Raw genomic sequence first — 24,088 nt, 5'->3', positions numbered from 1 at the left:
AGGCGTCGAATCGCGTAATGACCCGCTTGCTGCTTAATAAAGGCGTACTTCAGCCGCACTCCTTGGCAAAGTACGCGGCGGCCTTTTTTAAGATGTCTCGCTCCTCCGTCACCCGTTTCAGCTCGGCACGTAGACGACGAACCTCAGCGCTCTGATCATCCTCCTCGACGCGCTGTTCCTGGGGCTTGGTGTAGCGCTTAACCCAGGCATAGAGGCTGTGCACGGACACACCCAATCGTGCAGCCACCTCCGAGACAGGAAGCTGCTTTTCGGTCACTTGCTTGACCGCCTGGATTTTGAATTCTTCGGGATAACGCTGGTTGCTCATGGCACCTCCTAATGGGCCTCATTTTAAGGCTTGGAGGTGTCTACGAAACTAGGGGCGATTCACGGTGCCGAAGATGGAGATTTCTTCCATCGCCGTCTTGTGGTGGCGTTTAACGAAGTCAGCCGACTGGGCGAACATGCCGCCTGACCCACACGCAGGGTCAAAGATCCGGCCGTGATAGGGCTCGATGATCTCCACGATCAGCTTCACGATGGACTCGGGGGTATAAAACACACCACCCTTTTGCCCTTCTTTGATAGCGAAGTTGCCCAGGAAATACTCATAGACCTTACCGAAGGCATCACCGCTCAGATCCACAGGGCCAAGCAGCTTGATCAGTTCAAGAAGCACCTTGTTGCCGAGCTGGACGTAGTTGCGAGGCAGCGCACCTTTGAGGTCGACGTTCTCTTCCTCGACAGCCTTCATGGCTTCGTTGATTGCCAATCCGATGACATCGCCTTCGGTGAGCGTCTGCAGATACGAGAAGCGGGCATTCTCTGGCAAAAAGATCACGCCCTCAGCCAGATAGTCATCCTTGCTGACCTTGCGGCGACCACCAGAGCCAATCGGCCCCAGCTTCTCTTCGGCAGCGGCGTATATCTTCTCGGCATATCGCAGGAAGATCAGCCCCAGAACAGGCACCGAGAACTCACCCGGCCTCAGCCCTGTGTTGGCCCATAGTTGGTCAGCTACAGCCCACAAACGCTTTTCTACATCTCCAGTGACCAAGGCACATCTCCACGCAGTAATACAAAAATGCCGACGAGCTTACTACAGACGGGAGCAGATCAAACGCATGGCTATAACCTGTGTTGAGCAAACTGTCATCAAGCGCTCTACCGGTGGGCGGCAGCAAGGGTTTTGCTCCTCTGATAAATCTGCAAGATCACAGCACGTTCGACGACGATCAATTAACACACAGTTATGGAGAGGAGAACGCGCAACCTAGCACGTTCAATCCTCGACCACGACGCTCGATCATCCGCGCTGGCAAACCGCCGAGAGACTGATCGAACCGGGAAAGGCGGCAGCCCATCGAGGCCACTGTCGAGTACCTACTGCTACTTTGAGCTTCAGGCGTACAGCCCCTCTCACTGCCCCGAAAGATCGGTCAGCAGTCACGGGTGATGACGAACCTGACATAGCTGACTAAGAGGTGATGGCACTTAGTCGAGGCTGGCTACCTGCGATGACTCGCGGGGTGTAGCGGTGGATGGCGAAGCCACTCTATGAGTGTCTTTAAGCTGTTCAGTATCCATGGTTATTACTATTCATAAATCAATGAAGAACGAAGCCATGAGACAGCATCAAGTCTGTCTTGCGGAGACACTGACAGGTGCTCTTCAAGCTGTACCGCAAGTTGCTCTTGATGCCTCCCCAACACTGCTGACACAGGATCGATGATCACCGATGACGATGTTGTCAGTGACCATCCCCGTCAGTGGTTGTCAGGAAGCCCAAGCCTCTCTGCCAGTCCACCTCCTGCTCATCTTCATGTACCTCCAGATGACTCCGCCCAGGAGTTTTCCCATTCGCCTATGCCATACATCAGCCCTGGCCTCAGCACAGTAGCGACCTAGGCAACCACTGCTGCCCAGGCTTTGGCCCATGGATGGCACTCAGGCACCGGGGAACTCCTGGGCAAGTCACCCGCATCAACCCTGCATCCCTTGCAGATCCCCCACAAACCCAGCCCGTTTTGTCCAGCCGTCCGAGCCGTCCATGTTTCCCCTGGTGTGGGGAGCTGGTGGCATGGATGGAAGGGACTCTGACGGCTGAACAAAAAGGAAACGCACCATGAAAAGCAAACGCACTGGTAAGACCTTCAACTACACCCCGGCTGACTGTCCGAAGCACGTCATGCAGACTCTTGGCTTCGCCGACGAACAGGCCGAGAGGATGATCCAGGTTCGCCGGATACTCCCATTCGTCGAGAGCAGAACAGAGCCGTGTATTGATGCTCGAAGGCTCTGGGAGAAAATAGGCAGACCCGAAGCCCGTTTCGACAAATGGGTCTCTCGCGGCGCAGCAAGAATAATGGACGAGTTCGGGCATTATTCGGAGGTGGTAAAGAAGAGCACGCCATCATCGCGAAAGCCCCGCACCGACTACATTCTCAGCCGTAACTGCGCGGCGCATTTGGCCATGAGCACACAAACCCCAGAAGGGAGCGAGGTGCGGCACTACTTCCTCGACATGGAAGAGCTGGCCTTCAAGCTCATCCGCTATACCCCGATCAGGGGCTCCATGCTCACAAGCATCGACAATCAGGTCGCTCATCAGGCGTTCGTCATTGCTGGCGAAAAGGCGAAGTCTGGAGAGCTGTCCAAAAGCCTTGTCAGTCAAAAAGCGATGGAAATGCGAGCAAGCCTGATGTCGCTCGTATGCCGAGTGATGACCGGGCTGTCTGCCAGCGAATGGAGAGTCTCAATTGGCCGCCCCATTAGGGATTCGCTTAGTGCCGAAGACCTCAATCAGTACAGCCGAGCCTATGACTCCGCCCTGACCATGCTAATTGGCGGCATGACTCTGTCACAGATCGAAGCCGTGCTGAACCTGCCTTACGGAAACAGCATCGACCCGAGCGACTACATCAAGACCCAAGCGGAGGTAGCCTGATGCGCCTACCTGAGCTGATGTTCCTGGGCGCGCTGCTGCTCTGGCCTTTAGTTCCTCTGGCATACCTGCTCTGCATCGTCTGGCAGACCGACTTCAAGTTGGTTGCTCGATCCAAACAGAGATCAACAGAAGGGTCTCAATCATGAAAAAGATCGCCAACGAAGTGAGGAAGGCCAGGAGTTGGAGCGCTTCAGGCATGGCCGCCACAGCAGAAGGCACCGTCCAACATCCGCTGCTGAGCGAGATCCTGGCCGCAGACAAGCGCAGATGGAAAGCAGCCCAGCAGATGAACCTTCCGGTGCTCAGGCTGACCTCTACAAGCAGCAACTAACAAAACCCCCATCACCCTTCGCCTGGCCAGCCAGGAGGCCGATCTATCGGCTTGGTGCTGGGGGTTATTTTTTACCGTGCCGCCTTGGAGAACGACGACAGTCGAACCGGGTTCATCACCGCCTCGGTCAGGGAGACGGCCAGTTGCTGCCCCTTCTCGGTCAACTGCACGATCTTCCTGCGGCGCTCCATCGGATCTGGCGTTGCCACTATCAGTCCGAGCCCTGGTTTTTCGAGACGATGCCACTCCGACAAGGCCGAGACATTCCTTGAGCAGGACGCTTGGCTCATCCCGAGATTCGTCTGCAGATCCGTCATCGTGCAGCCTGGGTAGATCGCCGAATAGAGAAACAATGCAGCACTTTGTGAAGGCATCTCAGGATCAACGCCACGGAACTCCTCAATCGCTTTGAAAAGCTGGACAAGGGCATACCGATCATAAGCCAGAGCGTGTTTGCTGAATGTGGTTTCCATGTGCGTCACGCTCCGTCCTTACCTAGATAGAAGCCAGAGCTATTCCAGGCCAACTCAAAGCACCTTGGAACTCGGACATACACGTCGCCGATGAATAAGCAAAAACGTGCCTTGCCAATAGAGACGCTGAAGCCAAATTGATTGCCGGTCATTGGCCGAAACCTCCGATTCATTTGTCGTGTTCGCTACAGATAGCAGACCGTATCGGGGCGCTTCAACGTTTCCACTTTCGCGTCATTTTCAATGCAGAATCAAATGCATAACCCAATAGTTGGCAGCGCCACTCAGTATCAGGGCTACAGCGGCATCGCGCCCCAATCGGCCAGTCCAGCTAACCGCACACGCATAGTTCGCCTCTCTGTCTTGCCTCCCGACGAGGCCCGCATGATCCAGCTCCACAAGATCCTCAAGTCCTTCTCGAAGACCATCGACCAGCTCGAACAACTGACCGCCACCAACAACATCGAGGTCAGCCGCAATACCGAGCAGATCGACCGACTGCAAGAGAAGAACCTGCTGCTGATCGCAGAAGCCCAGGCTGCCAAGGAGACCGCCGAGAACCTGAAAGCCCTGGTCAGCCCAGCCCTCTGACCTTTTTCCACGATCACGGAAAAACCCTCACTACCAGCGAACACCCATAGCCCGCCTCTGAGCGGGCTTCGTCTTTTCTGGAGGACAGAACATGAGCAACGTGAGCATCTACAAGTTCGAGGACACCACCGAGATCCGTGTGGTTGAGATCGAAGGCAACCCCTGGTTCGTGGCGAAGGATGCGCTGGCCGGGATGGGATACCCGCAGACATCCCACGCCAACATCCTCAAGAAGCTGGCCGATGATGAAGTCATTCTGAAACAGATTCAGAAAGGGGTGCGTTCCGTCAGCCTTATCTCCGAGTCCGGTCTGTACAAGCTGGTCATGCGCTCGGACAAACCCGAGGCCCAGCGCTTCCAAGACTGGGTAACCCGCGACGTTCTCCCGGCCATCCGCAAGGACGGCGCCTACATCATGGGCGAGGAGAAGGTAGCGACCGGCGAGATGGACGAGGACGCCTTCGTCTTGAAGGCCATCGAGATTCTCCAGCGGAAGATCGACCGGCTGTCCAGCGAGAACAAGCAGCTCACCACCGAGCGCGACGGACTGTCGTCTGTGGTTGGTCAGCGCTCATCCGCCGGAATGACCGACTAGCTTCCGATGGCGTCGCCGCACATAGGAACGCAGCCACTGATACCGGCCAACCCGGAGTCATGTAGTCACTGCAGCCACTCGACAGCATCGAAGTCGACGGACTCTATAACCGGAGCCAACACCTCTGGTCTGAAATCCTTCCCGTACCGACTGAAAGTAATCCCACCGCTCTGGTGTCCAAGAATGCCGCCAACCAGCGACTCGATTATCCCTTTCTGCTTCAGATGATCTGCTAGCGTATGGCGGAAGCTGTGGAAGTCCTTACGCTCGCTCCCCTCGCGGAAGCCCAACTGATCACGCACCCGAGCGAACCACTTGGAGGGAGCTGCAGCGTAGCCGTGAGACTTGTGCGTGCTCAGCTCCGCAAAGACGCGCTGATGCCCAGCCTCTCGCTGCGCGCGAACGAACTCAAGGAACCCCAGCGCTTTCAACTTCGAGTGTATCGGCACGATCCTTTCCGAGGTGACGGTTTTCAGCTTCTGATCTGGCCTTGTCGCACGGATATGAAGACAGTCGATGCCGTTGATAACGACCACGTCATCCAGATATAGCTGGCATAGCTCATTGAGCCTTGCCCCCGTGTAAAGACCGAGAAGTGGCAGCCAGTACTTGTGTGGCTGAGCCGACTTCGCTGATGCGTAAACCTGCTTCGAGAACAGAAGACGCAGATCGTCCTCAGTAAAGATGCTGCGCTCCTCGCTGACCTTGCCTCGCTGCCTGACACGAAGGCCATCGAACGGATTGCGCTCGCAGTATCCCTCGCGAATCGCGTAAGAGAAAAACGTAGTCAGGTTTTTAACGTAATTGTTAAACGTGGTAAGGCTGATCGTGGTGGACGCATTCTCGATGATTTGCTCCAACGACTGCCCCTCGGGCAACTGGTAGATGCGAGGCGGCAGCTTAAGTGCTGTCTCTCGATATTTACGGGCGTCCTGTCGAGTGATCAGGTCGACGGGAAGATCACCAACGATACGGATCATCATCTCTGCTACTGATCGTTTATCAGCAATCGTCTTTGCAGCGATCCCTTCCTGCCGTTGGTGCTCCAGGCATTCGTGAACCACCTTGGAGAAGCGAGGAGCGTTGCTAGGAAGATCCCCCAAGAACCCCTTGTTCAGCGCCGGGCTTACTCGTGAAGAAGCTATGCGGGCCTTCAGCGAGGTCTTGCCGCTGCCTTTCACGGGCACTGGAGAAGTAGACGCGGCACTGTCCGCCAAATGAACTAATTGCTGCTGACGGAGCCAAGCCGCCCAACTAGCAACTCGCTTGCCGCCCGCCTCCCAAGCACCACGCAAGGAATCGAGGCTAGGCCTAATCCCCTGGAAAGCTTGGGTATAGAGCTTCTGGACCTGCAAGAGCAACTCACGGCCACGGATCAACGCTTCGCGCTTGCAGCGAGTCTGCAAAGAACGACGTATTTCGCCACAGGGAAATAATGGACGGAGGACTGACGGCACTACGACTCTGAAATAGAAGATCGAGTGTCGGGACAACCAGAGGTAAGAAGGTACGGAAGACACGGTGGATCACCCTTTGGATCACTGGCGTGATCAGAGCGAAAAACCGTTAGAAATCAAGAAGTTGGAACTAAGGTGGTGCCCCCACCAGCCACACCCCGGCACACAATGTTCCCGCTGTGGCTGCTTCCTTCCGGATCTGACCAGGTTCACGGGTAATCGTTGCGGGGGGACCGATAGGGTCACCATAACAACATTCGCCTAGCAGCGAACGGCGCCATTGTACCTGTCTGAAGAAAAGTTACAACCGCCTATTCAAGAATAAAAAAATGAATGGGCTCAAGTACTTGGATTACCGGGGTAGCGTCCGCGAATCTCAGGCCAGGGTCGGGCGTCCTGCGGGGAAAATCAGCAGCACGCGATTCCCTTCGAGCGACAAAAACGGCTTTTTTGACCCGGCTACGCTGCCGGACGCCGCCCGGCAGCGCCTGCACAGATTTAGAGGCTGATGCCCTGCTGCGCCAGAAAGGCGACAAACGCCTCCTCATCCAGCACCTTCAGTCCCAACTCGTTAGCCTTGACCAGCTTGGACCCCGCACCCGGCCCCGCCACCACGCAATGGGTCTTGCCCGAGACCGAACCCGAGACCTTGGCGCCCAGGCTTTCGAGCTTGTTCTTGGCCACATCGCGGCTCATCAGCTCCAGCGACCCGGTCAGCACCCAGGTCTGCCCGGCCAGTGGCAAACCGGCCACGACTTTTTTCTCGCTGTGCCAGTGCATGCCGAAATCACGCAACTGCGCCTCGATCGCCAGCGCAAGGTTTGCATTGTCGGGGTTATCAAAAAATGCTCGCACCGCCTTGGCCTGCTTCTCCGGCAAGGCCTGGCGCATGTCGAGCCAATCCGCATCGATCACGCCTTGCAACGAACCAAACTTGTCGGCGAGCTTTTGCGCGCCGCCCGGACCCACAAACGGGATATGCAGTTTGTCGATCAAGCCGCCCAACGTCGCGCTCGCAGCAAATTCAGCCCCCAGATCGCCCTGATCCTGCAACTCAAGGCCGCGCTCCAGCAACTGCTGGATCACCTGCCGGTTATGTTCATCACTGAAGAAGCTGTGAATCTCATGGGCGACCTCCAGACCGACATCCGGCAAGTACGTGAGCACCTGCGGCAACGCCTGCTGGACGCGCTCCAGCGAAGCCAGCGAGCGCGCCAGCACTTTGGCGGTTTCCTCGCCCACATCCGGAATGCCCAGGGCATAGATAAAGCGGGCCAGTGTCGGCCGCTTGCTGTCAGCGATGGCGGCCAGCAGGTTGTTGGTCGACAACTCGGCAAAACCGTCCAGCTCGACAATCTGATCGAAATTCAACATGTACAGATCTGCCGGCGAACGCACCAAACCTTCGTCCACCAACTGCTCAACGCTTTTCTCGCCCAGCCCTTCAATATCCATCGCCCGGCGCGAGACAAAATGAATGATCGCCTGCTTAAGCTGAGCACCGCAGGCCAGACGGCCGACGCAACGGTACACCGCGCCTTCAGTGACCGTTTCGCGGCCTTTGCTGCGCTTGATCAGTTGCGTGCGCTCGACATGCGAGCCGCACACCGGGCAGTTGTGCGGAATGTGCACCGGGCGGGCATGTTCCGGACGGCGATCCAGCACCACTTGCACCACCTGCGGGATCACATCGCCAGCACGGCGAATGATCACGGTATCGCCGATCATCAACCCCAGTCGCGCCACTTCGTCCATGTTGTGCAACGTGGCGTTGGAGACCGTCACGCCCGCCACCTTCACCGGTTTCAAACGCGCCACCGGGGTCACCGCGCCGGTTCGGCCCACCTGAAACTCCACATCCAGCAGCTCGGTCAGCTCTTCCATCGCCGGGAATTTATGGGCGATGGCCCAACGCGGTTCGCGGGCACGAAACCCCAGCTCACGCTGCGAGGCCAGGCTGTTGACCTTGAACACCACCCCATCGATTTCATACGGCAGTGAAGCGCGCCGCTCACCGATGTCACGGTAATACTCAAGACACTCGGCAATGCCCTTGGCCAACTTCAGCTCATGACTGATGGGCATGCCCCATTTTTGCAACTGCTTAAGATTACCGATGTGCGTGTCAGCAAATTCTTCAGACACCTGGCCCAAGCCGTAACAGCAAAATTCCAGCGGACGGCTGGCGGTGATCTTCGAGTCGAGTTGCCGCAGGCTGCCCGCCGCCGCGTTACGCGGGTTCGCGAAGGTTTTACCGCCTGCCGCCATTTGGGTTTCGTTCAGGCGCTCAAACCCGGCCTTGGACATAAACACTTCACCCCGCACCTCCAACACGGCGGGCCAGCCACTGCCATGCAGCTTGAGCGGGATGTTGCGCACGGTCCGCACGTTGACGCTGATGTCTTCACCCGTGGTGCCATCACCTCGCGTAGCACCGCGTACCAAATGCCCGTCCCGGTACAACAGACTAACCGCGAGGCCATCCAGCTTGGGCTCGCAGCTGTATTCGACCTCGGCACCGCCACCAAACAGGTCGCCGGAGGGCAAATCCAGCCCTTCATTGACCCGGCGGTCGAACTCGCGCATGTCCGCCTCATCGAAGGCGTTGCCCAAACTCAGCATCGGCACTTCATGGCGGACCTGCGTGAAGGCCGACAACGCAGCGCTGCCCACCCGCTGGGTCGGGGAGTCCGGCGTGACCCACTCGGGATGCTCGGCTTCCAGCGCTTTGAGCTCATGGAACAGACGATCGTATTCGGCGTCCGGGATGCTCGGCTCGTCGAGCACGTGGTAGCGATAGTTGTGCTGATCCAGTTCAGCGCGCAGCGCTAGGATTCGGTCATGGGCGGCGGTCATGGGGTGTTCTCTCACAATGCAAAAGAGCAGCCGAGGCTGCTCTTGAGTTAATTCGTTCGCGCTGGAGTGGGAGCAAACAGGCTGACTCCCACAGGGCTTAGCGTTTTTGAGTCAATGCGCGACGTTCAAATTCAACGATGCGCTGGCGGTAATGCTCGATGGTTTGCGCGGTCAACACGCTCCGCTGGTCATCTTTGAGCTCGCCGTTCAATTCCTGCGACAGCTTGCGCGCCGCGGCCACCATCACATCAAACGCCTGCTTGGGATGACGCGGCCCCGGCAGCCCCAGGAAGAAACTCACGGCAGGCGTACTGAACAGGTCGATATCGTCCAGATCGAATACACCCGGCTTCACAGCGTTGGCCATCGAAAACAGCACTTCGCCATTGCCGGCCATGCTTTCGTGGCGGTGGAAAATATCCATCTCGCCAAAGCGCAGGCCGCTTTCCAGAATGTTCTGCAACAGGGCTGGCCCCTTGAAGCCCGCCGGGTCGCGGCTGATGACACTAATGACCAGCACTTCTTCTGCCGCTTGCGGCGCTTCTTTCTCTTCAGCCACTGCCGACACCGACGGGCTGGCCGTGGCACGACCGCGGGCCGGTTTGGATTCTGCCGGGAAGTCATCACGGGCGGCGCTGAGGCTCGGGCCGTCGTCTTCCAGGTCCAGATTGAGGTTCAAGTCGCCCTGGCTTGGCTCGCTGCCACGCTTGCCGCGCTTGGCGCCTTTCTCACGAGGCGGCATGCTCACCGATGGCAGGTCGTGCTCATCAAGCTGCGGCTCTTTGTGATGCGGGGTGTCCAGCACTCGCGGAGGCCCGAGCAACTCGGCGCTGGTCTCCTCCTCGTCGGGCAGGTTTGAAAAGCTTCGATCAAGACGAAACTTGAGCTTGCCTTTGCCACCGCGCATGCGGCGCCAGCCATCAAAAAGAATACCGGCGATGACCACTATGCCGATGACGATCAGCCACTCGCGCAGACCGATTTCCATGTAATCCCGTGCCCCTAAAAAATGATTCTATGAAGAAGAGCCTAAAGCCCTTTAAAACGTGGCGCCAACTCTATGTTCTGAATGGCGTTTTACCCACGTATAAAAAAATTAGACGCTAAATTAGCACGACCAAAGATAACTTTACACCGTCTGTCGCATTGAGCTATGCCGAAGCCCTACAAGCATGCAAACCAAATCGGTCAACTCTTTGGGAAATATCTTATGCAAAGATTTTTTTGTCCCTCTTTGCTTATAGCTCAAGCATCCACCATTGCCATGGCCTCCTCGACATCAACCGCCACCAGACGCGAACAACCGGGCTCGTGCATCGTCACCCCCATCAACTGATCGGCCATTTCCATGGCGATTTTGTTGTGGGTGATGTAGATGAACTGCACCGTCTGTGACATCTCTTTAACCAGACGGGCATAACGCCCTACGTTCGCATCATCAAGCGGCGCATCCACTTCATCGAGCATGCAAAACGGTGCCGGATTCAACTTGAAGATGGCAAAAACCAGCGCCAGCGCAGTCAATGCCTTCTCACCACCGGACAACAAATGGATGGTGCTGTTCTTCTTGCCTGGCGGCCGCGCCATGATCGTTACCCCTGTATCGAGTAAATCTTCGCCCGTCAGTTCCAAGTAAGCGCTGCCGCCACCGAAAACTTTTGGGAAAAGTGCCTGTAATCCACCATTTATCTGATCAAAGGTGTCTTTGAAACGGCTGCGGGTTTCTTTGTCGATCTTGCGAATGACGTTTTCCAGCGTCTCAAGCGCTTCAACCAGATCCGCATCTTGAGCATCCAGATAGCGTTTGCGTTCGGACTGCTGCTGGTACTCATCGATGGCCGCCAGGTTGATCGCCCCCAGGCGCTGAATTCGTGCGCCAATGCGCTCCAGCTCTTCTTCGGCCTGCTGCTCGTTCAACTCGCTGCTCAAGGTAGCCAGCACGCCGTGCAGGTCATAGCCATCGGCCAGCAATTGGTCTTGCAACGCGGTGCGCCGCACGGTCAGCGCTTGCCATTCCATGCGCTGCTGTTCGAGCTGGCCGCGAATCAGTTGCGATTGTTGCTCGGCCTGATTTCGGCGTTTTTCAGCCTCGCGCAATTCGCGGTCGGCGTCTTCAAGGGCGGTTTGCGCGACCTTGAGCTCTTCATCCACGCTCAGGCGTTTGTCGAGCAACTCTTCGAGCTTCAGACGCAGCTCTTCCAGAGGCGCCTCGCCTTCTTCCAGGTTCAGCGAAAGTTGCTCGCGTTTTTCGGCCAGCCGCTCCGACTGCAACTCCAGACGTTCAAGGGCCTGACGCGTGGAATCGTGCTGCGCCTTGAGCGACCCCAGCCGAACGGCCAACTGATGAGCGTGATCCTTGTGCTGACGAGCGTCCTGACGCACCCGGTCCAGACGCTCACGCAAGCTGTCGCGCCGGGCCAGTAACAACTCGCGCTGCTCGGTATCGGTGGCCATGGCGTCCAGCGCTTCCTGCAATTGCAGGCGCGCTTCACCCACCTGCTCGTGCTCCAGGGCGCGCTGCTCAGCCAATTCAGCCAACTCTTCATCCAGACGACGACGGCGCAGGGTCAATTGCTCGACCTTGGCTTTACTGGCCGAAAGCCTGGCTTTGATCTCACCCTGTTGACGCGCTTCATCCTGCAAACGCCGACGCACCTGCTCACGGGCTTCTTCCTGGGTCAGTTGCTGCTCGCGCAAGCGCTGTAACTGCTCCTCAAGGGTTGCCAACGTGGCTTCGCGCTCATCGCGTTCATGCTCCAGACGCTGTATTTCCTGGCCGCGGGCCAGCACCCCGCTTTCCGCTTCACTGGCACGGCGCACGCGCAAAAACGTGCGCCCCACCCAAAAACCATCGCGACTGATCAGGCTCTGCCCTTCAGCCAGCTGCGGGCGTAGGGCCAGCGCCTGTTCAAGGGTGTCGACCGGCTTGACCCGCCCCAGCCAGGGTGCAAGGTCGAAATCCGATTCAACCTTGTCGAGCAAACTGCCTGCTTCAGCGTGGCCGGGCGTGCCGGCACTGAACAGGCGCAAATCGCCCTGAGTAAAGCCGGCCAGATCGAGCAGGGCAAAATCGTCAACCAGCACCGCTTGCAGGTCGGCGCCCAGCACGGTTTCAACCGCCAGTTCCCAGCCCGGCTCAACGCGCAAGCCCTCAGCCAGACGCGGTTGCTGGTTGAGTTGATGCGCACGCAGCCATTCACCCGTGCCGGCGCCCGGATCGAGGGCAGCCTGTTGCAAAGCTTCCAGTGATGCCAAACGGCCATTAAGCCGCTGCAATTCGCCCTGAGCCTGTTGCTGACGGTGGGTCGCCTGCTGCAAGTCGTGACGCACCTGCTCCAGACGCTCGACGAGCTGCTCTTCGTTGCCCTGGAGCTCTTCGTGGGTCAGCTCGCTGGTGGCCAGTAATTCGCTCAACGCCAGAATGGCCGCATCTTCAGGATCGGCCGCGAGCAAGGCGCGCTCTTCAGCCAGTCGACGCTGGCGCTCGGCCACGCGCTCCATGCTGGTTTCCAGTTGCTGAATCCGCGCCTGCAAGACTTCAGATTGACGCTGCGGCTCGGCGCTGCGCAGGTTGAAGGCATCCCACTGCTCTTGCCAGGCCTGCATGGTGACTTCGGATTCTTCGAGCGCCGCACCCGCCTCTTCGGCGGCGGCACTGGTGAGCGCCTGCTCGGGTTCGAGCATCGCCAGTTCTTCACCCAGCGTGGCCAGCAGCGTGCGGTCGTGCCCCAAGTGCGATTCGGTTTCAAGGCGCGAACGCTCAGCTTCACGCAAATCGTCCTGCAACTGGCGCAAGCGTTGCTGACCGTGCTGAATGCTCTGCTCGACGCGGGCAATGTCACCCCCCACGGAGTAGAAACGGCCCTGCACCAGATTGAAGCGCTCTGACAGATCATGGTGCCCGTCGCGCAGACGCTCGATGCTCGCATCGGCATTACGCTGCTCGGCCACCAGGGCTTCAAAGCTGACTTCCTGATTACCGATGACCGCTTCGCGCTGGCCAACCTGTTCGTTCAGGGCCTGCCAGCGCAGCGCCGACAGTTGCGCCTTGAGCTGACGCTCCTCGGCTTTGTATTCCTGATACTTCTCCGCCGCCTGGGCCTGACGGTGCAAGCGCTCCAGCTGACGCCCCAACTCTTCACGCAGGTCAGTGAGGCGGGCGAGGTTTTCGTGGGTGCGGCGGATGCGGTTTTCGGTCTCGCGGCGGCGCTCCTTGTACTTGGAGATACCCGCTGCTTCTTCGATAAAGTTACGCAGGTCTTCAGGCTTGGACTCGATCAGTTTCGAGATCATGCCCTGCTCGATGATCGAGTAGCTGCGCGGTCCCAGGCCGGTGCCGAGGAAGATGTCGGTGATGTCACGGCGTCGGCACTTGGTGCCATTGAGGTAATACGTGGTCTGGCTGTCGCGGGTCACTTTGCGCCGGATCGAAATCTCGGCGTAAGCCGCGTACTCGCCCAGCAACGTACCGTCGGAGTTATCAAACACCAGCTCGATGCTCGCCTGACTCACGGGCTTGCGGCTGGTGGAGCCATTGAAGATGACATCGGTCATCGACTCGCCGCGCAAGTTCTTGGCCGAGCTTTCGCCCATCACCCAGCGCACGGCGTCGATGATGTTCGATTTGCCGCAGCCATTGGGGCCGACCACCGCCGCCATGTTACTCGGAAAGTTAACCGTTGTCGGGTCGACGAACGACTTGAAACCGGCCAGCTTGATGCACTTGAGCCGCACGCTCAGGCAACCGTCAAGGCAGTCAGCACCAAATCGCAACTGCGCTGGGCGTAGCTGCCGAGCACCAGGCGGATCTTGGGCAGATCACGCGCCAGTACTGCGTCGAGCAACTGCGCAAACAGGGCCAGGAATTCGCTCATTGCCGCCTTGCGTTGCTCCAGTGCCAGGTAATAGGCACGGCTCATGGCGGGATGCAGGTTCTCGACGGTTTCTTGCAGGTACGGGTTGTTGGCAAACGGATAGGCCGCGCGCATGACATTGAAGCTGTCTTCGACAAATGCGCTGATGTCCTGGCGCTCAAGGCTGGCGGTCAGGCGCTGCTGGATTTGCAGGAATGGCCCGAGGTCGGCCTGAACCGCCCAACGTTGCGCCACGGCATTGCCCAGCAGGATGTACAGCTCGCTCATCAGCGTGCACAGGCTTTGCACCTTGTGCGCACTGAGCTCGGTGACGTGCGCGCCGCGTCGCGGCAGGATGGCGATCAGGTGCCGACGTTCGAGGATCAGCAACGCTTCGCGCACAGAGCCGCGACTGACATTGAGCGCCAGCGTCACCTTCTGTTCCTGAATGCGTTCCCCTGGCTGTAACTCGCCCCGAATGATCCGTTCGGCGAGGTGATGAGCGATTTGCTCGGCGAGGCTATCCGGCGCCTTGAACGTCATGTTTTACCTTCAAAATCTTTGATCAGTGCAGGCGGCGAAGTGTAACGCACTTGCCGGGCTCTAGCGGAGTGCCCACAACAGTGAATTTGGCACGAAACCCGCAAATAAATGGCTAATCGCCGTCGCAGAACACCATTTTGCAGGCCTTTGTTCATTTTCTTGACCCGCGAGTCAGTTATGACTAAATTCAGCCCATCCCGCTCGATAACAATAATGATTTTGCGAGGCCTTCCGTGATCCAGTTCCTACTCAACCAGACGCTGCGTACCGAGCACGCGCTGGACCCGAACATGACCGTGCTCAATTACCTGCGCGAGCACCTGCATAAACCCGGAACCAAGGAAGGCTGCGCCAGTGGCGACTGCGGCGCCTGCACGGTGGTCGTGGGCGAAATCCAGACCGACCCGCAGGGCCAGCAACGCCTGCGCTATCGCAGCCTCAATGCCTGCCTGACCTTTGTGTCGGCCCTGCACGGCAAGCAATTGATCAGCGTGGAAGACCTCAAGCATCAAGGCCAATTGCACAGCGTGCAGCGCGCCATGGTCGAGTGCCACGGCTCGCAGTGCGGGTTCTGCACGCCCGGGTTTGTGATGTCGCTGTTTGCGCTGCAAAAGAACAGCACCGCACCCGACGCCCATCAGACCCATGAAGCGCTGGCGGGCAATCTGTGCCGCTGCACCGGGTATCGGCCGATTCTGGCAGCCGCCGAACGCGCCTGTTCGGTGCAGGGGGGTGACCAATTTGATGCACGCGAGCAGGCCACCCTGGCCGCACTCAATGCCATCGCCCCCCAGCAGACCGGTGAACTCAACAGCGGCGACAAACGCTGCCTGCTGCCCCTGACCCTCAGCGACCTGGCCGACCTGTATGAGGCGTGCCCGCAAGCGCGGCTGTTGGCCGGCGGCACCGACCTGGCGCTGGAGGTCACGCAATTGCATCGCCCGCTGCCGGTGATGATCTACGTGGGCCACGTGGCCGAAATGAAGCGCATTGAATTCATTGAAGACCGCATCGAGATCGGTGCGGCCGTGACCCTCACCGACGCCTACTCCGTCCTCAATGCCCAATACCCGGACTTCGGCGAATTACTGCAACGCTTCGCCTCGTTGCAAATCCGCAATCAGGGCACGCTGGGCGGCAACATTGGCAACGCCTCCCCGATTGGCGACACGCCGCCCTTGCTGATCGCCCTGGGGGCCAGCCTCGTGCTGCGCAAGGGCAACACCTGCCGCAGCCTGCCACTTGAGGATTACTTCATTGATTACCGGGTGACCGCCCGACAGGAAGGCGAATTCATCGAGAAAATCGTCCTGCCACGCGCCACCGCAGCCCGCGCCTTGCGCGCCTATAAAGTGTCAAAACGGCTGGACGACGACATCAGCGCCGTGTGCGCCGCCTTCAACCTGACCCTCGATAACGGCATCGTCACCGCCGCGCGGATTGCGTTCGGCGGCATGGCTGCTACCCCAAAGCGCGCCTCGGCCTGCGAAACCGTGCTGATTGGCAACCCTTTTGACAGCGCCAGCGTCGAACGCGCCTGCCGGGCACTGGCCGAAGACTTCACACCGCTGTCGGATTTTCGCGCCAGCAAGGAATACCGCTTGCTGACCGCGCAAAACCTGCTGCGCAAGTACGCCCTCGAACTGCAAACCCCAACTTTCGACACGCGGGTGACAGCGTATGTCTAACCATCACAAGACCGAGCTGTCCCAGGCCGAACTCACCGCCCTGTTCGCGCAAGACCTGACAACCGGCGTAGGCCGCAGCGTCAAACACGACAGCGCCGAAAAGCATGTGTCCGGCGAAGCCCAATACATTGACGACCGGCTGGAGTACCCCAACCAGTTGCATCTCTACGCGCGCCTGTCGGATCGGGCTCACGCCAAAATCCTCAGCATCGACACCACGCCCTGCTACGCCTTTGACGGCGTGCGACTGGTCATAACCCATGAAGACATCCCCGGCCTGAAAGACATCGGCCCGCTGCTGCCCGGCGACCCGCTGCTGGCCATCGACACCGTGGAGTTTGTCGGCCAGCCCGTGTTGGCCGTGGCCGCCTGCGACCTGGAGACCGCACGCAACGCCGCGATGGCCGCCATCATCGAATACGAGGACCTGGAACCGGTGCTCGACGTGGTGCAGGCCTTGCGCAATCAACACTTTGTCCTCGACAGCCACACCCATCAGCGCGGTGACTCGGCCACGGCGCTGGCCCACGCCGACCATCGACTTAAAGGCACGCTGCATATCGGGGGGCAGGAACACTTCTACCTGGAAACCCAAATCTCTTCGGTCATGCCCACCGAAGACGGCGGCATGATCGTGTACTGCTCAACCCAAAACCCCACCGAAATCCAGAAACTGGTGGCGCTGGTGCTTGACGTACCAATGAACAACATCGTGGTCGACATGCGCCGCATGGGCGGCGGCTTCGGTGGCAAGGAAACGCAGGCCGCCAGTCCTGCGTGCCTGTGCGCCGTGGTCGCGCGCCTCACCGGGCAACCGGCCAAGATGCGCCTGCCGCGGGTCGAAGACATGCACATGACCGGCAAGCGCCACCCGTTTTACGTCGAATACGATGTGGGCTTCGACGCCAGCGGGCGCTTGCAAGGCATTGAACTGGACCTGGCGGGCAACTGCGGCTATTCCCCTGACTTGTCCGCCTCGATTGTCGACCGCGCCATGTTCCACGCCGACAACGCTTACTACCTGGGCGATGCCACCATCCGTGGTCATCGCTGCAAAACCAACACGGCTTCCAATACCGCGTACCGGGGGTTCGGCGGCCCGCAAGGCATGGTGGCCATCGAACAGGTCATGGACCACATCGCCCGCCATCTGGGGCTCGACCCGCTGGCCGTGCGCAAGGCCAACTACTACGGCAAGACCGATCGCAACGTGACCCACTACTACCAGACCGTGGAGCACAACCTGCTGGAAGAAATGACCGCCGACCTCGAAGCCAGCAGTCAATACGCCGAGCGGCGCGAGGCGATTCGGGCGTTCAACGCCAACAGCCCGATCCTGAAAAAAGGCCTGGCGCTGACACCGGTCAAATTCGGTATTTCCTTTACCGCGAGCTTTCTCAATCAGGCGGGCGCGCTGATCCACATTTACACCGACGGCAGCATCCACCTCAACCATGGCGGCACCGAGATGGGCCAGGGGTTGAATATCAAGGTCGCGCAAGTGGTGGCCGAAGTCTTCCAGGTGGACATCAGCCGCGTGCAGATCACCGCCACCAACACTGACAAAGTGCCCAACACCTCGCCCACGGCGGCCTCCAGCGGGGCAGACCTGAACGGCAAGGCCGCGCAGAACGCTGCCGAAATCATCAAGCAACGGCTGATTGCCTTTGCCGCCGAAAAATATGCGGTCAGTGAACAGGCCGTGCAGTTTCACAACGGCCAGGTGCGAGCAGGCGACCTGTTACTGAGTTTCGAGACCCTGATCCAGCAGGCGTATTTCGGGCAGGTGTCCCTGTCGAGCACGGGTTACTACAAGACCCCGAAAATCTACTACGACCGCAGTCAGGCCCGGGGCCGTCCGTTTTACTATTTCGCATTTGGCGCGGCCTGCGCCGAAGTGATCGTCGATACGCTGACCGGCGAGTACAAAATGTTGCGCACCGACATCCTGCATGACGTCGGCGCTTCCCTGAACCCGGCCATCGACATCGGGCAGGTCGAAGGCGGCTACCTTCAAGGCGCGGGCTGGCTGACCATGGAAGAACTGGTGTGGAACGCCAAAGGCAAGTTGCTGACCAACGGCCCCGCCAGCTACAAAATCCCCGCAGTCGCCGACATGCCACTGGATCTGCGGGTAAAGCTGGTGGAAAACCGCAAAAACCCCGAAGACACCGTGTTCCATTCCAAGGCCGTGGGCGAGCCGCCCTTTATGCTCGGCATTGCCGCGTGGTGCGCGATCAAAGATGCCGTGGCGAGCCTGGCGGACTACCGCGTGCAGCCCGCAATCGACGCACCTGCCACCCCCGAGCGCGTGCTGTGGGGCTGCGAGCAAATGCGCCAGCACGGTGAACGCCATGCATAACTGGATCAACGCCCTCGCCGACCTGCAGCGTCAGGGAGAACCCTGCGTGCTGGTCACCCTCATCGAAGAACAGGGCTCCACGCCGCGTAACGCCGGGTCGAAGATGGTCATCAGCGCCACACAGACCTTTGACACCATCGGCGGCGGCCATCTGGAATACAAGGCCATGCAGATCGCCCGCGACATGCTGGCCAACGGCAAGCAGGCGCCCGATCTGCAACGCTTCAACCTCGGCGCCAGCCTCGGGCAATGTTGCGGCGGCGTCGCCGTGCTGTTGTTTGAGCCGATGGGCCAGGTGCAAGCGCAAATCGCCGTGTTTGGCGCCGGGCATGTGGCCCGGGCGCTGGTGCCATTATTGGCCGACCTGCCGTGCCGCATCCGCTGGATCGATGAACGCGAACAGGAATTTCCGGCACTGATCCCGGCAGGCGTGCAAAAAATCGTTACCGATGAGCCCGTGGATGAAATCAAAGGGCTGCCCGCGGGTTGCTACTGCATCGTCATGACGCATAATCACGCCCTGGACCTGGAACTCAGTGCAGCTTTGCTCACGCGCAACGACTTTGGCTACTTCGGCTTGATTGGTTCTCGCACCAAACGCATGAAGTTCGAGCATCGCCTGCGTGCGCGAGGCATCAGCGCCCCCCATTTGCAGCGCATGCGCTGCCCCATGGGGTTGAGCGAAGTCAAAGGCAAACTGCCGATTGAAATCGCCATCTCCATCGCCGGCGAAATTATCGCCACCTACAACGCCCACTTCGGCCAACCGAGTGCCAGCGTTGAACCCATTAAACAACTGCTGCCGTCCTCACGACGCAGCCAGGCCACGAACTGAGAAACATGATGACTTGTAAAGCCTACCGCGCCGCCCTCCTGCACAGCATCGCCGACCCGGCGCAGGTCGGGATCGATGCCTCTTATGAATACTTCGAAGACGGCTTGCTGATCGTTGAAAACGGTCAGATCAAAGCCCTGGGCAACGCCTGCGACTTACTGGCGTCCTTACCGTCAGACGTCGAAGTGACCACGTACAGCGACGCGCTGATCACACCGGGTTTCATCGACACGCACATCCATTTCCCGCAGACCGGCATGATCGGCTCCTACGGCGAACAGCTCCTTGACTGGCTCAACACATACACCTTCCCGTGTGAAAGCCAGTTCGCCGACAAAGGCCACGCGCAAGAAGTCGCAGAGGTCTTCCTCAAGGAACTGCTGCGCAACGGCACGACGACAGCGCTGGTCTTTGGCAGTGTGCATCCGCAGTCCGTGGATGCTCTGTTTGAAGCGGCACAGCGCCTGGACCTGCGCCTGATCGCGGGCAAAGTGATGATGGATCGCAATGCACCGGACTATCTGACAGACACCGCAGAAACCGGCTACAGCGAGAGCAAAGCACTGATCGAGCGCTGGCATGGCAAAGGGCGCCTGCATTACGCCGTCACCCCGCGCTTCGCCCCCACCAGCACCCCGGAGCAACTGACGTTGGCCGGCAAGTTGTTGGGCGAATACCCGGACCTGTACTTGCACACCCATATCAGCGAGAACCTTCAGGAAATTGAGTGGGTGAAGTCCCTGTTCCCTGAACGCAAAGGCTATCTGGACGTGTATGACCATTACCAACTGCTGGGTGAACGCTCGGTATTTGCCCATGGCGTGTACCTGTGTGATGACGAGTGCGCACGTCTGGCCGAAACCGGCTCGGCCGTGGCCTTCTGTCCAACCTCAAACCTGTTCCTCGGCAGCGGTCTGTTCAACCTGCCCATGGCTGAGAAGCACAACCTTAACGTAGGGCTGGGCACGGACGTGGGCGCCGGCACCAGCTTCTCGCTGCTCAACACCCTGAACGAAGCCTACAAAGTCATGCAACTGCAAGGGCTGCGCCTGAACCCGTTCAAATCGTTGTACCTGGCGACCTTGGGCGGCGCGCGGGCACTGCGCCTGGAAGACCGCATCGGCACCCTGCAACCGGGCACTGACGCGGACTTTGTGGTGCTGGACTACAACGCGACCCCGTTGCTCAGCTATCGCCTCAAGCAATCCAAGAGCATCGCGGAAACCTTGTTTGTGCTGATGACATTAGGCGACGACCGCACCGTTCAGCAGACCTTCGCGGCGGGCAACAAGGTGCACCAGCGCTGACAGACTCGCCCTGCGACGTCGCTGACGCGCAGGGCGAAGTGGTCCGTCATGTGTTTGGGATATCGGGGCCAGGGTTTACGGACGCTGGCGCCCGACCACCGCCGGCACGCACCCCGTTACAGCTTGGCCGAGGGACGTGCCGGTTTGCCTTTGGTTTGCAGCAAATGCGAAAACACAGCGTGCAAATCGTCCGAGGCGCTTTCTTCGTCGAGGTTGAGTTTGCTGTCGATGTGATCCATGTGGTGCATCATCAGGCTCACGGCCAGCTCGCCGTTACGCGCTTCAATCGCGTCGATCAGTTGCATGTGCTCGTCATAAGAACAGTGGGAACGGTTGCCGCTCTCATACTGCGCAATGATCAGCGAGGTCTGGGACACCAGGCTGCGTTGAAAGCTGATCAGCGGGGCATTTTTTGCCGCTTCGGCCAGCTTGAGGTGAAACTCGCCCGACAGCCGAATCCCCGCGCCGCGATCCCCGCGCGAGAAACTGTCGCGCTCGTCCTGGACCATCTTGCGCAAGTCGGCAAGGTCTTCGGCAGTGGCGTGCTCGACGGCCAGTTCGGTGATGGCTTTCTCAACCAGACGCCGGGCAAAAAACACCTGCCGCGCTTCGTCAATGCTGGGGCTGGCCACCACGGCACCGCGGTTGGGGCGCAACAACACCACACCTTCATGGGCCAGACGCGACAATGCACGGCGAATGATGGTGCGGCTCACCCCAAAAATTTCACCCAGCGCTTCTTCACTCAGCTTGGTGCCCGGCGCCAATCGCTGTTCGAGGATGGCCTCAAAAATATGCGCGTAGACAATATCGTCCTGAGTGCCGCTGCGACCGGCCTTGCCAGTGCGGGTGGGTTTCTTGAGGGGCTGCAACTGTTCGTTCATGAGGTCTCGTGTGGGATAGCGGCGGCGTAAGAGGGTTTACGTTAGTCGGTAAACGGGCACCGCTGGTAATGAATTAATACTAAAAAACAGCGCGCATTGTACACAACCCAGATTGCCAGTACGACTGTACGGCTGTTTGCAGTCACGGCTGTATTGCAATGAAGTGTAACTTTTGCGTTTAGGCTGACGCCCTGCTCCATCCTTTTAAAGAATAAGGAATACCGTTTGATGACTGACGCCACCCCTCTGCGTTTACGCCCTTTGGCAGACAGTTCGCCTAGCGCCGTGGTGGCCGGTTTCATCGCGATGATGACCGGCTACACCAGCACGCTGGTGCTGATGTTTCAGGCGGGTCAGGCGGCCGGCCTGACCAGTGGGCAAATTTCCTCATGGATCTGGGCGCTGTCGATCGGCATGGCAATCTGCAGCATCGGCCTGTCGCTGCGCTACCGCACTCCGATCACCATTGCCTGGTCTACCCCCGGCGCTGCCTTGCTGATTACCAGCCTGGGCGGTGTCAGTTACCCCGAGGCGATCGGCGGGTACATCACGTGCGCGGTGCTGGTGATCATGTGCGGCGTGACTGGCAGTTTTGAGCGTCTGGTCAAACGCATCCCGGCCTCACTGGCCTCCGCCCTGCTGGCCGGGATTCTGTTCAAGATTTGCAGTGAAATCTTCGTCGCCGCCCAGCACCAAACCGGGCTGGTGTTGGGCATGTTTTTCACCTACCTGATCGTCAAGCGTTTGGCCCCGCGGTACGCGGTGCTTGGCGCATTGTTGATCGGGACGCTGATTTCAGGGTGGATGGGGCTGCTGGACTTCAACGGTTTCGCCCTTGAGGTGGCGGTACCGGAATGGACCACGCCGTCCTTCTCGCTCGCCGCCACGATCAGCATCGGCATCCCCCTGTTTGTCGTGGCCATGACCTCGCAAAATATGCCGGGGGTGGCGGTGTTGCGCGCAGACGGCTACACCGTGCCCGCCTCCCCGCTAATCACCACCACCGGGGTGGCATCACTGCTGCTGGCACCGTTTGGCTCCCACGGCATCAACCTGGCTGCCATTAGCGCTGCCATTTGCACCGGGCCGCACGCCCACGAAGACCCGAACAAGCGTTACACCGCAGCCGTGTGGTGCGGCATTTTTTACGGGATTGCGGGGATTTTCGGGGCAACACTGGCCGGCCTGTTCGCGGCCTTTCCCAAAGAACTGGTGCTGTCGATTGCGGCGTTGGCGCTGTTCGGCTCAATCATGAACGGCCTGACCATCGCCATGAACGAATCCAAAGAACGCGAGGCCGCGTTGGTAACGTTCATGGTCACGGCGTCTGGCATGACGCTGTTCTCGGTGGGCTCGGCCTTCTGGGGGATTGTGGCGGGCGTGCTGACTTTAATGATTCTGAGCTGGAAGGGTAAATAACCGGCCTCTGCAACCGTGTAGCCGCAGGTTTGCGGCTACACGCTCGGGGGCGATCAGATCGCCATTGCTCCGCCATCCACTGCCAGCGCATGCCCGGTGATGAACGCGGCGCCCTCAGAGCACAGGTACAACACGGCACTGGCGACCTCCTCCACAGTGCCAATCCGCCCGACCGGGTGCACCGCCGCAGCATAGTCGGCCTTGCGCGGGTCGGCCTCATAGGCACGGCGAAACATATCGGTGTCGATCACCGCCGGGCACACCGCGTTCACGCGGACTTTTTTCTTCGCATACTCAATCGCTGCGGATTTGGTCAGCCCGATGACCGCGTGCTTGGACGCCGCATAAATACTCATCTTCGGCGCTGCCCCCAACCCGGCGACAGAAGCGGCGTTGACGATGACACCACCTCCCTGCGCCACCATCAGCGGTAACTGATATTTCATGCACAGCCACACGCCTTTAACGTTGACCGCCATGATCGCGTCGAACATGTCCAGCGTGCCGTCTGCCAGGCGTCCGTGCTCAATTTCGATCCCGGCATTGTTAAAGGCATAATCCAGACGCCCGAACGCACTGATCGTCTGCTCCATCAGGTGCTGGACATCGGCTTCCTGCGTGACGTCGCACCGCACAAAAACCGCTGTCCCCCCGGCCGTCTCAATTTGCCGGACCGTCGCTTCGCCGCCCGCGACATCCACGTCGGAGACCACCACCGTCAGGCCCTGTTCGGCAAACGCCAACGCGGTGGCGCGCCCTATGCCTGCCCCGGCACCGGTCACGACCGCCACACGCCCTGCAAACGTCATGCTCATTGTTTTTATCCTCCTCAGCCCAGACAGTCATTCTTTTATTTATCCCAGTGATAAAACCCTGCCCACTACCATCATCACCACTGATGAAAAACCATTCGTGAATACGCATTCACTTGATGTCCGACCGCATAA

18 protein-coding genes, 1 other RNA gene and 1 pseudogene are annotated in these 24,088 nt (G+C 59.2%); 9 read left to right on the top strand and 11 right to left on the bottom strand.

What is annotated here, in order from left to right; all coding sequences use genetic code 11:
* Positions 1-328: pseudogene (locus tag TU74_RS20760) on the bottom strand (transposase); the annotation flags it as partial.
* A gap of 48 nt (positions 329-376) precedes the next feature.
* Entirely contained in the window at positions 377-1,057 is a 681-nt protein-coding gene (locus TU74_RS20755) for a type I restriction-modification system subunit M (RefSeq protein WP_241485593.1), read from the bottom strand.
* 1,068 nt (positions 1,058-2,125) lie between these two features.
* On the opposite strand from TU74_RS20755, the gene TU74_RS20750 reads away from it, so the two are divergent.
* Both TU74_RS20750 and TU74_RS23770 read left to right on the top strand, forming a co-directional pair.
* A complete protein-coding gene (locus tag TU74_RS20750; RefSeq protein ID WP_193790974.1) occupies positions 2,126-2,947 on the top strand; it encodes an antA/AntB antirepressor family protein in 822 nt (273 codons plus the stop codon).
* Positions 2,948-3,089: 142 nt separating this feature from the next.
* Positions 3,090-3,278: a hypothetical protein gene (locus TU74_RS23770; protein ID WP_082149913.1), complete on the top strand. Its 189-nt coding sequence runs from the start codon at positions 3,090-3,092 to the stop codon at positions 3,276-3,278.
* 71 nt (positions 3,279-3,349) lie between these two features.
* Here TU74_RS23770 and TU74_RS20745 read toward each other — a convergent pair whose 3' ends face one another.
* Positions 3,350-3,751, bottom strand: coding sequence for a MarR family winged helix-turn-helix transcriptional regulator (locus TU74_RS20745; RefSeq protein WP_048377539.1), 402 nt, complete (start codon positions 3,749-3,751; stop codon positions 3,350-3,352).
* Positions 3,752-4,006: 255 nt separating this feature from the next.
* Here TU74_RS20745 and TU74_RS24535 point away from each other — a divergent pair, with 255 nt between their 5' ends.
* Together TU74_RS24535 and TU74_RS20735 are read left to right on the top strand one after the other, a co-directional pair.
* Positions 4,007-4,342, top strand: a complete 336-nt coding sequence (locus tag TU74_RS24535; RefSeq protein WP_169775909.1) for a hypothetical protein — start codon at positions 4,007-4,009, stop codon at positions 4,340-4,342.
* 91 nt (positions 4,343-4,433) lie between these two features.
* Positions 4,434-4,937 (top strand): BRO-N domain-containing protein, encoded by a 504-nt coding sequence (locus tag TU74_RS20735; RefSeq protein ID WP_082149912.1) that lies wholly within the window; start codon positions 4,434-4,436, stop codon positions 4,935-4,937.
* A 65-nt stretch (positions 4,938-5,002) separates the two neighbouring features.
* Here the strand turns inward: TU74_RS20735 and TU74_RS20730 are convergent, their stop codons facing one another.
* From TU74_RS20730 to TU74_RS20705, 6 genes are all read right to left on the bottom strand, one after another.
* The gene (locus TU74_RS20730; protein ID WP_048377537.1) at positions 5,003-6,457 is read right to left on the bottom strand and encodes a tyrosine-type recombinase/integrase; all 1,455 of its coding nucleotides are present in this window, start codon (positions 6,455-6,457) and stop codon (positions 5,003-5,005) included.
* A gap of 79 nt (positions 6,458-6,536) precedes the next feature.
* An RNA gene (gene ffs, locus TU74_RS23765) (signal recognition particle sRNA small type) lies at positions 6,537-6,633 on the bottom strand.
* Between the two features lie 259 nt (positions 6,634-6,892).
* Positions 6,893-9,250 carry an NAD-dependent DNA ligase LigA gene (gene ligA, locus TU74_RS20720; RefSeq protein ID WP_048377535.1) on the bottom strand — a complete coding sequence of 786 codons (2,358 nt, stop codon included), beginning with the start codon at positions 9,248-9,250 and terminating at the stop codon, positions 6,893-6,895.
* Positions 9,251-9,347: 97 nt separating this feature from the next.
* Positions 9,348-10,238: a cell division protein ZipA gene (gene zipA, locus TU74_RS20715; protein WP_047275267.1), complete on the bottom strand. Its 891-nt coding sequence runs from the start codon at positions 10,236-10,238 to the stop codon at positions 9,348-9,350.
* 257 nt (positions 10,239-10,495) lie between these two features.
* Positions 10,496-13,984: a chromosome segregation protein SMC gene (smc, locus tag TU74_RS20710; RefSeq protein WP_048377534.1), complete on the bottom strand. Its 3,489-nt coding sequence runs from the start codon at positions 13,982-13,984 to the stop codon at positions 10,496-10,498.
* Positions 13,985-13,986: 2 nt separating this feature from the next.
* A complete protein-coding gene (locus TU74_RS20705; RefSeq protein ID WP_047275271.1) occupies positions 13,987-14,646 on the bottom strand; it encodes a GntR family transcriptional regulator in 660 nt (219 codons plus the stop codon).
* A 233-nt stretch (positions 14,647-14,879) separates the two neighbouring features.
* On the opposite strand from TU74_RS20705, the gene xdhA reads away from it, so the two are divergent.
* From xdhA to guaD, 4 genes are read left to right on the top strand one after another with little or no spacing between them, the layout of a single operon-like run.
* Positions 14,880-16,334 carry a xanthine dehydrogenase small subunit gene (gene xdhA / locus TU74_RS20700; protein ID WP_048377533.1) on the top strand — a complete coding sequence of 485 codons (1,455 nt, stop codon included), beginning with the start codon at positions 14,880-14,882 and terminating at the stop codon, positions 16,332-16,334.
* Positions 16,327-18,696, top strand: coding sequence for a xanthine dehydrogenase molybdopterin binding subunit (gene xdhB / locus TU74_RS20695; protein ID WP_048377532.1), 2,370 nt, complete (start codon positions 16,327-16,329; stop codon positions 18,694-18,696). Before xdhA ends, xdhB begins: the two co-directional genes overlap by 8 nt.
* Positions 18,689-19,531, top strand: a complete 843-nt coding sequence (gene xdhC / locus TU74_RS20690; RefSeq protein WP_048377542.1) for a xanthine dehydrogenase accessory protein XdhC — start codon at positions 18,689-18,691, stop codon at positions 19,529-19,531. The genes xdhB and xdhC overlap by 8 nt, the downstream gene beginning before the upstream one ends.
* A gap of 8 nt (positions 19,532-19,539) precedes the next feature.
* A complete protein-coding gene (gene guaD, locus TU74_RS20685; RefSeq protein ID WP_048377531.1) occupies positions 19,540-20,838 on the top strand; it encodes a guanine deaminase in 1,299 nt (432 codons plus the stop codon).
* Positions 20,839-20,954: 116 nt separating this feature from the next.
* On the opposite strand, the gene TU74_RS20680 is transcribed toward guaD, so the two are convergent.
* A complete protein-coding gene (locus TU74_RS20680; RefSeq protein ID WP_047275278.1) occupies positions 20,955-21,722 on the bottom strand; it encodes a GntR family transcriptional regulator in 768 nt (255 codons plus the stop codon).
* A 228-nt stretch (positions 21,723-21,950) separates the two neighbouring features.
* Between TU74_RS20680 and TU74_RS20675 the strand changes: the two genes are divergently transcribed.
* Positions 21,951-23,141, top strand: coding sequence for a benzoate/H(+) symporter BenE family transporter (locus tag TU74_RS20675; protein ID WP_048377530.1), 1,191 nt, complete (start codon positions 21,951-21,953; stop codon positions 23,139-23,141).
* Positions 23,142-23,194: 53 nt separating this feature from the next.
* On the opposite strand, the gene TU74_RS20670 is transcribed toward TU74_RS20675, so the two are convergent.
* Positions 23,195-23,956, bottom strand: a complete 762-nt coding sequence (locus tag TU74_RS20670; RefSeq protein WP_048377529.1) for an SDR family oxidoreductase — start codon at positions 23,954-23,956, stop codon at positions 23,195-23,197.
* Positions 23,957-24,088 lie beyond the last annotated feature (132 nt).

Origin of the sequence: Pseudomonas lundensis, from assembly GCF_001042985.1 — a bacterium.
Taxonomy (GTDB): Bacteria; Pseudomonadota; Gammaproteobacteria; order Pseudomonadales; family Pseudomonadaceae; genus Aquipseudomonas; species Aquipseudomonas lundensis.
The sequence above is the reverse complement of the archived record's forward strand: the minus strand, read 5'-3'. Positions and strand labels throughout refer to the sequence as shown.